Raw genomic sequence first — 12,585 nt, forward strand, 5'->3', positions numbered from 1 at the left:
CCTAAAGATATGGGATTAGATGAAAGAATAAAGTGGGGAAATGAGATGATCAGAGAATTCTGGTGTAGCCGTCTTAAACCGATACCATTTGTCGGAGAAGATTTGGGCTAATGCCTGGTAACAGCTTCGGATTTCCTTGTGGAATGGGCTTAACCCCACATTCCTATTCATAAACAGTAATTCCAAACTATGAATGTCAGCTTTAACTGGTGAGATTAGATTAGCCAGAGCGCTGATTTGGGCTCAAGCCGATACTTTTTAAAAAATTTTTTCCTTACGAATTTCCTTCCGTTATCGATTGCGGGTGAAAGCAGTTAAGTTTCGGTCGTCTAAATACAATCGTAGGACAAATGCATTTTCACAAAATATTATTCTGTTTGGGGTTTTTTAGCTACCTTTGACACACCATGCAATTATTCAGCTCAGTCGCTACTCCGCCTTGATTTTTTATTCGATTCCCATCGATTAGGACTGCCTTTACCGGCCTTCTGACTGCATTATTTTTCCAACTGTTCTATTTCAATTTATCACACTTATTCAATAATGAAGAAGTACTTCAACTTATTTGACTTTAGTCAGCGTGTAGATTACAAAACGGAAGTTCTATCCGGACTCACCGTTGCCCTTGCCCTAATCCCTGAGGCTGTTGCTTTTGCTTTTATTGCCGGACTTTCTCCTCTTACAGGTTTGTATGCCGCATTTGTGATGGGTCTGGTTACCTCCATTCTCGGCGGCAGACCGGGAATGATCTCCGGAGCCACCGGTGCAATTGCTGTGGTGATCGTGACCTTAGCAGCTACCCACGGGGTAGAATATGTTTTTGCCGCTGTAGTACTTTCCGGACTGATTCAGGTGGCCGCGGGTTCACTTCGGCTGGGTAAACTTATCCGTCTGGTGCCACATCCGGTGATTTTTGGCTTTGTCAACGGACTGGCAATTATCATTTTTATGTCTCAACTCGATCAGTTCAAGGGTACTGATGGCAATTGGCTGACCGGAACGCCGATGTATATTTTGCTCGGATTGGTAGTATTGACCATGCTGATCATTTGGGGCTTACCCAAATTGACCAAAGCAGTGCCGGCCTCCCTGACCGCTATTGTGGTGGTTTTTGGATTGGTTGCGATCATCGGGATCGACACCAAGACCGTCGGAGACATCGCAAGCATCAAAGGTGGCTTCCCTCCTTTCCACATTCCTTCTGTTCCATTTGCCTTTGAAACCCTCCGGATCATTTTCCCCTATGCCGCAATCATGGCAGGCGTTGGTTTGATCGAGTCACTTTTGACACTGAATATTATAGACGAAATCACCGAAACCAGAGGCCGAAGCAACAAGGAAGCTGTCGCACAAGGCGTAGCGAATATTGCATCAGGGTTTTTCTCAGGAATGGGTGGCTGTGCAATGATCGGTCAGAGTTTGATCAATGTTTCTTCGGGAGCCAGGGCTAGACTATCCGGAATCGTGGCCTCAGTCATGCTATTGGTATTTATCGTCTTCGGATCCAGTCTGATTGAGCAAGTTCCCATGGCCGCTTTGACAGGTTTGATGATCATGGTTGCGATCGGCACTTTCGAATGGGCCAGTATCAAAACAGTAACTAAAATGCCCAAAAAGGATATTTTCTTAATGTTCCTTGTCACCATTATCACTGCCGTCCTACACAATCTTGCCTTGGCTGTACTCATCGGAGTGATCCTCGCTGCCCTTTTCTTTGCATGGGACAATGCCAAACGAATCCGTGCACGAAAATATGTGGATGAAAAAGGAGTAAAACACTACGAGATGTTTGGGCCCTTGTTTTTTGGCTCAGTCACGGCATTTTCAGAGAAATTTGATGTCCTGACTGACCCGGAGGAAGTGATCATTGACTTTGCCGAAAGTCGAGTTGTAGACATGTCGGCAATCGAAGCATTGAATAAAATCACCGAACGTTACCATAAAGTGGGTAAAAAAGTCCACCTTCGTCACTTAAGTCCGGATTGCAAGAAACTTTTGGCTAGAGCCGATGAAATCATCGATATCAACATCATCGAAGATCCGAACTACAAGCTAGTAATAGACGAATTGGCCTAAAAATCCCAATCTTACCAATCGCAAGGAATTGATTTTCAGTTTCTGGTGTTGTCCTTGAATGAGTACCAAATCAAAAAAATAAAGAAGATGATCGAGAATGCAATAAATGAAGAAGTTCAAGGACAAATTGAAAAGGAACGAGAAGGGCTGAGAGTTCTGATCACCTCAGAAAATCCACAAGATGAGCTAATCGCAAAATTAGCAAATCTGGAAGTGGAAGTGCAGTGGCATAAAATCGCAGAGCCCCTCACTTCTTTAGAGGATACTTTTACTTTTCGGCATCTTAAACCAGTCTTTGATTATGCGGAAAAAAATGGCTTTGATTTGGTCATTGCAGTGGATTCTACCTACGACAAATTTACACTTGGAGTAAGGAAGCTGGTAACAGGTAATTTTATCCTGCTAAACATCCATCACACATCGCTGATTTTATCAAAGTTATTATTGGAAAATCACGGTTCACTGCGCTGCAAGAAATCGATATTTATCACCGATTTGTTGGAAAAAATCTTTGCAAAACACGAAGCTGAGATCACCACGATCGTAAATCTTCCTACTCCGCTGAAGGATCATGAAACGTTTATACTTTCCGAACCTGACGAGACTCTGTTTATCTCTGAAAATCAGGAAATCCTCCTGAAAGGTCAAAACGACAGTCTGAGCTACTTGCTTTCCAGATTGATCATGTCTGCCAAAAAGGCAAAAAGTGAAGATAAAACCCTCTTTGACAGTTTGATAGGAATCTATACAGACTATGGATTTCAGCGGGAAAAAAATCTTGCCGTATCCATCGAAGAGCCTTCACAAAAGGTATTCTTCAAAAAAGTGATAGCCAGACTGAAAAGAAAACCACCGATGTCTCTCGGAATGACTGAGATCACAAGTATCGAAGACCTCAGCAACGGGACGCTGAAAAACCTGTTGAGCGGAAGAATTGTCCCCTCCAAGTCTCCCACCGCAAATGCGCTTCAAGTCCAATTGAGTAATAACAGCCGTTTTCTGATTTTCCCTACGGAGCAAAAGATCAACTTCTTTTTCACCAGCCATGGAAAATTGATCAAGAAGGATGATTTCACCACACTTAGTCAGCAATTTGATCAGCGCGTGGTAAAACTTCTTTCCGAAATAAACAGACTTGGTCTGGAAAATTAATTTCAGTCTACAATAAGATAAGGAAAGGATCCAAGCTCCTTTCTCTTTCAAAATCCATCAATCCAATGAGGGGCATCAACGGCTCCTTTTTGGATTATTTTTTTTTGATCCGATAAAAAAGTAACAGAAAAAACTTTTTTTAAACTACTTGAAGGTGGGATCCGAAAAACTTGGCATGTCTTTTAACATCTATTAAGAAAATCACAAAATATCCTCGAAGAGCCTACTTCGGGATCAGTAAATTTCATTAAAATGTATATCCGCTTTTCTACCTGTAATCCTATTAAATATCGTTTGAAGTTCCTTAGAACATTCTGTGGACCGTCGACCGTTGTCTGTGGACGATTAGCCGCAACTTCTAAAGCATATTTCTTAATTTCTGGCAGGATTGCGGATAATCAGATTCATTAATTCAACTAACTATTACAGATCATGAAAAAATTATTTATCGGCAGCCTTTTCGCCTTTTCAGTTTCATTTGGTGCTTTTGCCCAAAATGAAACTGAAAGCCTCAGCGAAAATTGTGAATGCCCACTTCAGCAGTCCGGAGTTGACTACTCTTCTTACACTTGGAGAACCAGAAGTTTTTCCGAAACTCCGCTTAATTACACAACGACCCGCTCCATCATGGAAAGCGCGGAAATGCCCTCAGGCCCATCAGGCTATACTACTGCCATTGGTATCAGAGGTGGATATACCTCTGGTGTTACGTTAAAACATTTTGTGAATAGCAAAGCAGCTGTGGAGTTGATTGTAGGTGCCAGCAGATGGAGAGGCACTTCATTGACGGGATTGTATGAGTGGCATAAAAAAGGCGCTCTTGAAGTTCCGCAGCTAAGCTGGGTTTACGGATTGGGTGCCAGATTGGGATTCTTTGACGGCCGATACTACTATGATGGATTTCGACCATGTAATGATCCAAAAAATCGTAAATGCAATGGCTATTATGATGATCGTACCTTTGCCGCAATTGGAGTCGTGGGCATCGGTGGATTGGAATACAAATTCAAGGATGCCCCATTAACACTCGGATTAGACTTAATTCCTTACTTCTATTTTCAGCATTATCGGGGAAACTTTATTGACGGAAGCTTTTCCCTCCGATACACCTTTAATTAAGTTTTGATACTCAGGACATCCTGTCCGGCTTAGTCCAAAATTTCGGGTGAAAAAACGATGACCCGCTCCACGAGATCCTTAATTCTCGGGAGCGGGTTATTTTTTGACCTTCGGTAGTCTCCTCAATCCAGTTTGAGTACTTCCATTTTAAAAGATATGTCCAAATCCAAAAAAGAATTGTCCCCCTTCGCGACTTTGGGCAAAATCAAATCTTAAAATAGTTGATTGATTCCATGCGATACGACCGCCCATACCTGGTGCACCTCTCCATTCTTTGAAATTCATATCAGCAGGTTGATCCCATACACTTCCAAAGTCATAAAAAGGTGTTACCCCCAGGGCAATGTGCTGCTTTAAGAATTTGAAATCATACAATCTTGCTCTCATTTCCAAATTCACTAAAGCCACTGTAGGGGCTAAAAAGCGAGCCTCCCTGTACCCACGAATGGAACGCCCTCCGCCCAAAACTAATATTCCTCCTGCTTCTGCCTGACTGGATAAGTCCCACATTTCAATAAAATTGATATTTGGACCGAAGATGTGCCCTACTGCGGCTAATCCTGCGAATGTCAATCTGCCTTTATTATTGTTCCATCTTTTAAGGGTATGAATGAACTGTCCTTGCACCATAAACTTATGAAAATCAAAGTTTGAGCCTAGCCATGGTGCAGCATATTCGTGTGAATATTGAAGAAAGATTCCCCTTGATGGGTCTGGTTCGAAATCTCTGGTATCAAAAATCAAGGCTCCTGCCAGCATACTGGTAAACATATATTTTTCGCCCGTTTTAAAGCCTGAAAGATTAAATCTGTCCCATGTACCATCGGCTTTCTGTAAATCCACCAAGGTCGGGTTGCTGATAGCTTCTACTTCTTTCCCCTCAAGCGAATAAGATTCTTCAGCTATTAAGCCAGTATATGAACTGAAAGAAGTCAACAAAGCCTCATAACCAAACATCAATCTCAATTTGCCCCCCATCATTACTCTTTCACCTAATACATTGTACAACTGCTCACGTTGCTGAATGTGGTTAAAATGAAAATCAGTATAATATTTTCCATCCTGTCCCAACTCCGCTAAGCCCAGATTTTCCTCGTAATCTTTTACTTTATTAAAATTTCGGGTAATACCTGTTCTTTTATCTTTAAAGCGCAGCGGGTTCAAGGAAGAGCGACCGATACCCCAGTACTGTGCATTTGGGTCTTCCCAGTGAACCATATCAGCTCTTAATCGCCACTTGGAATTAAAGATATACGGGGCATCATAATTCAAAGCATAGCGAATCCTCCCATTCTGGAAAATGAAAAATTCCGCATTTACTCTATGGCGATAGGCTGTATAGTCGAAGAAAGCGTCGTCTTTGGTTTTGTTCAGAAACAGATTCACATTTCCACCTACTCCAAAGCCCCGAATTGGGTCAAATTCAAAGCGGGGAAGCCCCGTCATAAACGTTCCTTCTTTTTTTTCTTCCAATTCAAAATCGGGGATTTTCTTTGATTCATGGATGAAAAAAGGGAGTTCTTTTTTTGCATTTACAGTATCCGATTCCTGAGCGTATGCGTGCAAAAAGATACCTGAAAGTAAAAGTGTGAAAAGGCTTTTCATTGCAATTCTGATTAGAGTTGCAAAAGTATTGCTATCCTTAACGGGGGGCTGTTAGAGATTCAACAGAAAAAAATTAGAATTTTATTAGAGCCGATTTAGGCCTGAGGTATTTCGACAGAAAAGGTGGATCCTTCTCCCTGTTTTGAGGCTACGGAAATCGAGCCCTTGTGCAACAAAATAATCCTTTGAGTGAGTGAAAGCCCAATTCCGTTGCCTTCAGAAAAATCCTTATTCTCCCCCCGAAAAAATGGATTAAAAATGTTCAATAAATCCGCTTCAGAAATACCAATGCCCGTGTCTTTGAATTCAAGATTGATAGGGCAAGAAAGGTTGCCCATGGCTGATTGCGGATTGACTGAAATGGAAACCGAACATCTGCTATTATTCGAAAACTTACAACCGTTTTCAATGAGATTGGCAAAAGCCACCTTCAGAAGGTATTCGTTTCCATTTACTGTAATCTGACTTTCATTGTCAAAATCATTCTCAAAGTGGATATCAATCTTATAATTCCCGTTCGTCTGCTGCACCTGTTGCCGGGCATCCAATAAAACCTCATCGATTCGAACCGGCTTAAATGAAATTTCAGATGGGTCATAACTAGCCTTTGCTAGATCAAGCAAGCTGTTGGATAAACGAACTAACTTTCTCGCATCATTTAAGGAGTTTTGAATAACGATTTTATATTCATCAATTTTTCGATCTCTGTTGGCAGCTAACTCCAATTCAGCAATAATGGCCGCAAGTGGTGTTCGCAACTCGTGTGAAATATTGGAAACAAAATTCTTTTGAGCCTCAAACGAATTTTCAAGGCGATCTAGCATTTCATTAAAGGTATTGGCTAACTCCGACAGTTCATCTTTGTTTCCATTGGCTGATAACCGCAAATCAAGATTGGTTGCCGTGATTTTTTTTGCTTCCCCTATCATTTCACTTACAGGTTCAAAGGCTTTCCTTGTAAATAAAATCCCTGCGAGATAGATAAACAGAATGGAAATAATAAAAACTATGATACTGTTTTTAAGGAGGCTTTTGAGTTTGTTATGACCATATTGGTCATATGCAGCCGCGGTTATGATATAGACCTTGTCTTGAAATGTGTATGTCAGTCCAATAACCTGCCATTCCTCCTGATAAAACATCTTTTCTTCCTTCGTAAGAATTTCATTTATCATTTCAGGAGTTTCTTTTACAAAATCAATGTCCACCGCATCGTGGTACATCAAATTAAAACCACTGTCATAAATGGCAACTTCTACTTCATTCAGAATTTCCCTGTTATTTCGATAGATGTTCTGGAGAGCTTCGATTTCTACCTTTGCATTAAAAAATAGGTTTGCCTTTGTAATTGCTTCTTTCTTCAATAAAGAATAAAATTCGCGTTCCCGATTTTCCCTAGCCGAATAATAGATAACAAAAGCAAACACCAACACAATGGTCGCTGTAATAAGGGTAAACAAAATGGTTAATCGGGTTCGGATTTTCATTATTCCACTTTCAAAATAAAGCCCATTCCGGATTTTGTATGAATTAATTTTGTGTCAAATTCTTTGTCAACTTTCTTTCTTAAATAATTGATATAAACATCAATGAAATTGGTACCTGTATCAAAATGAGTGTCCCAAACATTCTCCGCAATTTCTACCCGTGACAAAACCCGTTCGGAATTTTCCAACATGAATTTCAAAAGGTTAAATTCCTTGGGTGTAAGATTGATTTCTAGCCCTTTCCGTTTTACGATTTTGGTATTCAAATTCATTTCAAGCTCGCTATATTTCAATACATTACCTGAATTGCTTATAGTTTTAGTATGTCGCTTGAGCAGTGCTCTGATGCGAACCAAAAGCTCTCTCATCTCAAAGGGTTTGACAAGATAATCATCTGCTCCTGCATCAAAGCCTTCGACTTTATCATCAGTTGTCCCCAAGGCTGTCAGCATGATTATCGGAATGTCGGGCTTGATCTCACGGATTTGTTTGCATAAGTCAAGTCCGTCAATTTTTGGCAATATGATGTCGGTTATAATTAAGTTATAGTCATTTTGAAACGCCAGTTTCATACCTGAAAGCCCATCAAATGCCAAAGTGGTGTAAAAGCCATGCTCCCCCAATCCTCTTTGAATAAGCTCGGCAATTCTTTGGTCGTCTTCAATAACTAGGATATTCATCATTGCAAAGTAAAGATTTACAAGTTTGACTCAACCAATCCTATAAGTTTTGGAATGAATAGGATTCTGTAAGGGATTTATGGCCCGCTTTTATGTGCGCTTGTAGGTAGTCCTCCATCCACAGATTAGAATTACTTCACCATTATTTCGGGATTACATTACCTAAAAGGTAGTAATTCAATCTCCCTACCGTCTCCCGGGCTTATACTTTTCCTTCACTCTTTTTTCTACATCTTCCTTGTAGAAAGCCACATCCTTGAAGTTCACATCGGCATAGCGCTGCGCCTGATCAAAGAAATGCGGAGAATTGGGATCCGAGCTTTGCCCTCCGGCCAGGATGGTTTTGGCTTTCACTTTATCGCCAAACTCGACCACCGCTACGAAGCTGTTTCCACGATAGCCATAGAGTCGCTTTGTTCCTTCATACGTTCGTGCACCATACGCTGCCAAAGCGCCCCAATTGCCTGAAGCCAAACCCACGGGAACGTAAGGTGCATTGTCATCGTATTTGAGGTCAATGTCACCGGAAAGCCTTTGGAACCTGTTGATTTCCGACCATGGCGTATTCCAGGTTCCAAAATCAGCGTTCATCTGTGCGATAGTCTTTTCGAAAACTGCTGTAATTTCTGCTGCTGTCGGGATTTTGGCAGTTGGCATGGGATTGATAAATCGGTTCATGCTGCGGAATTCACGCTGGTAATTTTCACCGTAAAAGTGCGCAACCGACATGGCCACAGACTCCTTGGAGGTTCGGTAATCCCATACTTTCAATACTTGCAATACGGCATTCTGGGACGGGTTCCCGGTTTTTTCCAAAGCTGAAATTAACTCAGGGATTAGGTATTCGAATGCTGGCAAATAGGGATCGTAGGCCAACTGAAGGAAACTGTCCAAGTCTACTTTTTTGACTGCCTGAAGAACCTTAATGGCATGAACTGCCCTGTAGTTTTCTGCATCAGGAGCCATGTATACGGGGTAATCTTCCTTCTTTGGGCTAAATGCCGCCGCCGCTGTGAAAGGGGTGGAATTGCAATTTTGAATCCAGCCATTTCCGGGATTGAGAATCAGAATACTCTCGTCCACGGTGTGAAGCCCCTGCCAATCGGTCGCGGGATTACTTCCGTCCACAGGCTTGGAAAAATCAAATTCAGTATTGCGTTTCGGGATAAAATTACCGTGGAAATAAGCAATATTCCCTTCTCCGTCTGCAAAAACCGTGTTATTTGAGGAGTTGGTGCGGATATTCATCATGTCTTTAAATTCCGCATAGTTATTCAACTTGGTGCGGGTATAGCTTTGAGACAGCGCACTGACCGGATCCCAATTGATCTTGGTGGCTACCCATTTTTCTCCGTTTTTATGGGTAATTGGCCCATGATGCGTACGGTAAAAAGTAAATTCTTTCTCCTTCAATTCCTGTCCGGCTTTGTATTTTAAACGGACTGTCTTTGCCTCCACATCACGAAGCTCCTCCCCATACTTGTACTGAATTTTTCCTTCGGATTCTACGATTTCCTCTTCAAACTCATCCTTGAAGTCCACAAAAGTCGAGGTATGTATCCATCCGGTTTTCTCATTGAACCCCTGGTAAACAAAAAACTGACCCCAAGTGACCGCACCATAAACATTGAGTCCTTCTTCGCTGACTACGTGAACTTCCGGACGAAAATAGAAGGAAGTATGCGGGTTGATGAGCAGCATCGCATTTCCTGATTCTGTCAAACTTGGCGCGATGGCTATCCCGTTTGATCCCTGTGGTTCGGTCAGCATATCTTCCAATGGCTGTGCAAAAGCCAAGGCCTTATTACCTTCATAGAAAGCCTTAATTCCGCCCGTCGCAATGCTCTCAATATCGCCACCGATGGATCCTTCAAAGAAAAACATCGGCATCCAAGGTTCATATCGGGTAATCACTTGGGGATTGGCTTCGGGATGGGTGTGCAGGTAGTAGTTGACCCCATCGGCAAAAGCTACGCAAAGTTCCTTCAGCCAATTTGGGGCTGTTTCGTAGGCCGCCTTGGCCTCGGCTTCAGTCATGTAGAGATTAGCGCGGAGATCTGAGTAGATCGCCTCCTCCCCTTCTAATTCGGCCAGCCTGCCTATCGCCCAGACGTAGTTGCGCTCCACTCGCCGGAAATCATCCTCACATTGGGCGTACAACAATCCGAAAACTGCATCTGCATCTGTTTTTCCATAGATATGGGGTACACCAAAGTCATCGCGCAGAATCTCCACCCGATCGGCCTGTGCTTCCCAGCGGCTCAGTTCGTCAGTAGTATTTTGATTTTGACAGGAAAAAAGGGCAATAAGGCTTAGAAAGCCGATAAATCTCCGAAGCATAGCATTTGGGTAAAGGTGAAGCTCGAAAGTAACCGTTTTCGGGAGCCTTCGCAATACCTTTATTACCGATGGTCTTGGTAAAGATTCGGTGTAAATTTCTGCTTCAAGTTCAGAATCAAATCCAACGGAATGGTTTTGCTTTCGGCATATCCTTTTCGGATTTTTTCAACGTGGTCTACCGAACTTGCACCAATTACCAGTGAAGAGACGGATTTTTCCACCAATCCAAACCGAATCAATACTGATTCCGGACTGAAGCCCTGACTTTGGATTTCAGTTTTTATTTCCGCGACTTTTTCCTTCGAAAAATCCAAGTAAGCTATTGCAGGCTTATCAATCAGGATTCCTTTTGCAAAAGCACCACGGGCCAAAACGCGTGTTTCGGATTTTTCCAAAAGCGGAAAAACTTCCTCCTCAGGCCTTCTGTCCAGCGGACTGTATTGCATCATGATCGTAGCCGGAGGGCTCATTGTCATTACTTTTCGAATGACATTCGGCCGGATGGAAGAAATTCCAAAAGCTTTGATTTTTCCTTGAGATATTAATAACTCAAAAGCTTCCAGCGCTTCCTCCAAAGGATCCTCAAGCGTTCCTCCATGCAACTGATAAAGGTCGAGGTAGTCAGTCCTCAACCGTTTCAGACTTTCCTCCACAGCCTGCAGGATATAGGCCTTGCGTGGATTCCAGGCCCAGGCAGTGCCTTCGGCATTCCATTGATTTCCCACTTTGGAAGCCAGGATGAGCTGATTTCTTTTTGTTTGGATTGCACGACCGATATTTTGCTCATTCTGTCCTTTTTGGTACAGATCAGCAGTATCCAAAAAGCGAATTCCTGAATCAAAAGCTGCGTAGATAATTTTTTTCGCATCGGAAAATCGCTCCGGTAATGACATGCAACCGAGAGCCAATTCCGGAAATGGATCTACTGGCCGAACTGTGTTTTCTGACATTTTTTAATCGTTAATTCCCGCAAAGGCTAAGCATCAATTATTTAACATCCAATTCCAAACCCTAATTTTTAATTTCGGTTTCAATTCTAAAGATACACACCTGTATTCCTGCTTAAATATCTATTTTTGGGCTGCCAAAAACCTATAAACATGAAGAAAATAGCCGTTTTCACCTCAGGAGGAGACTCTCCCGGAATGAATGCCTGTATCCGCGCGGTAGTCCGGACAGGAATTTTCAGAGGACTGGAAGTCTACGGGATCCAACGGGGTTACGAGGGGATGATCGAGGGAGATATCAAGCGAATGCATTCCCATTCGGTCAGCAATATTATCCAGCGAGGAGGGACCATGCTCAAGTCCGCTCGGTCCATGGAATTCAAAACTCCGGAAGGACGCAAAAAAGCATTTGAAAATCTGAAAGCTTTGGGAATCGAAGGATTGGTTGCCATAGGCGGAGACGGAACCTTCACAGGAGCGAAGGTATTTTTCGAGGAATATGGTATCCCAACCGTGGGCTGCCCGGGAACAATTGACAATGATATTTTTGGAACTGACTATACCATTGGCTTCGATACTGCGGTGAATACCGCTTTGGAGGCGATTGATAAAATTCGCGATACGGCAGCCGCTCACGACCGCATCTTCTTTATCGAGGTGATGGGACGCGATGCTGGATTTATAGCCGTAGAATGCGGTATCGGTGGCGGGGCAGAATTTGTGATGGTACCAGAGACAAAGACCGATCTGAACAGCGTCGTCAAATCACTCAAAAACCTCCGGAAGTCAAAATCTTCGAGCATCATTGTAGTAGCTGAAGGTGATGACTTGGGTAATGCTGATCAGATCATGAACCTGGTCAAAGAAAAAATAAAAGATCCTTCCAAAGAATTTAAAGTGACAACTTTGGGACATATTCAACGCGGAGGAAACCCTACAGCCCGTGATCGTGTTTTAGGAAGCAGATGTGGAATGGGAGCGGTTGACGGGCTGATTTCCGGAAAAACCAACTGCATGGCAGGGGTAATGAACAATTCGATAGTTTATACCTCATTTGGTGACTGCATCGGCCAACCAAAACCGCTTCATCCGGATCATCTGGCTTTAATCGACATTTTAAGTATTTAATATGGGTTTTATTCCTTTGTTTTTAACTGTTAGTGGAGCATGCTTGCTTTT

At 42.5% G+C, this 12,585-nt stretch carries 9 protein-coding genes; 4 read left to right on the forward strand and 5 right to left on the reverse strand.

Annotation, left to right across the window (positions count from 1 at the left end; all coding sequences use genetic code 11):
- Positions 1-543 precede the first annotated feature (543 nt).
- The 3 genes from Q8M62_RS00315 to Q8M62_RS00325 all read left to right on the forward strand — a co-directional run bounded on the left by Q8M62_RS00315 (position 544) and on the right by Q8M62_RS00325 (position 4,347).
- Entirely contained in the window at positions 544-2,076 is a 1,533-nt protein-coding gene (locus Q8M62_RS00315) for a SulP family inorganic anion transporter (RefSeq protein WP_304900139.1), read from the forward strand.
- 87 nt (positions 2,077-2,163) lie between these two features.
- Positions 2,164-3,228 (forward strand): hypothetical protein, encoded by a 1,065-nt coding sequence (locus Q8M62_RS00320; protein WP_304900138.1) that lies wholly within the window; start codon positions 2,164-2,166, stop codon positions 3,226-3,228.
- A gap of 432 nt (positions 3,229-3,660) precedes the next feature.
- Positions 3,661-4,347 carry a hypothetical protein gene (locus tag Q8M62_RS00325; protein ID WP_304900137.1) on the forward strand — a complete coding sequence of 229 codons (687 nt, stop codon included), beginning with the start codon at positions 3,661-3,663 and terminating at the stop codon, positions 4,345-4,347.
- A gap of 147 nt (positions 4,348-4,494) precedes the next feature.
- On the opposite strand, the gene Q8M62_RS00330 is transcribed toward Q8M62_RS00325, so the two are convergent.
- The 5 genes from Q8M62_RS00330 to Q8M62_RS00350 form a co-directional block, all read right to left on the reverse strand.
- On the reverse strand, positions 4,495-5,952 hold the full coding sequence (locus Q8M62_RS00330; protein ID WP_304900136.1) for a DUF5982 domain-containing protein: 1,458 nt from the start codon (positions 5,950-5,952) through the stop codon (positions 4,495-4,497).
- Between the two features lie 95 nt (positions 5,953-6,047).
- A complete protein-coding gene (locus Q8M62_RS00335; RefSeq protein ID WP_304900135.1) occupies positions 6,048-7,439 on the reverse strand; it encodes an ATP-binding protein in 1,392 nt (463 codons plus the stop codon).
- Positions 7,439-8,119: a response regulator transcription factor gene (locus Q8M62_RS00340; RefSeq protein ID WP_304900134.1), complete on the reverse strand. Its 681-nt coding sequence runs from the start codon at positions 8,117-8,119 to the stop codon at positions 7,439-7,441. Before Q8M62_RS00340 ends, Q8M62_RS00335 begins: the two co-directional genes overlap by 1 nt.
- A gap of 186 nt (positions 8,120-8,305) precedes the next feature.
- Positions 8,306-10,459, reverse strand: coding sequence for an acylase (locus Q8M62_RS00345; protein WP_304900133.1), 2,154 nt, complete (start codon positions 10,457-10,459; stop codon positions 8,306-8,308).
- A 62-nt stretch (positions 10,460-10,521) separates the two neighbouring features.
- A complete protein-coding gene (locus tag Q8M62_RS00350) occupies positions 10,522-11,409 on the reverse strand; it encodes an aldo/keto reductase (RefSeq protein ID WP_304900132.1) in 888 nt (295 codons plus the stop codon).
- Positions 11,410-11,559: 150 nt separating this feature from the next.
- Here Q8M62_RS00350 and pfkA point away from each other — a divergent pair, with 150 nt between their 5' ends.
- On the forward strand, positions 11,560-12,534 hold the full coding sequence (gene pfkA / locus Q8M62_RS00355) for a 6-phosphofructokinase (RefSeq protein ID WP_304900131.1): 975 nt from the start codon (positions 11,560-11,562) through the stop codon (positions 12,532-12,534).
- Positions 12,535-12,585: the final 51 nt, after the last annotated feature.

The sequence above is a fragment of the Algoriphagus sp. genome (assembly GCF_030694375.1).
In the GTDB taxonomy this organism is placed as follows: domain Bacteria; phylum Bacteroidota; class Bacteroidia; order Cytophagales; family Cyclobacteriaceae; genus Algoriphagus.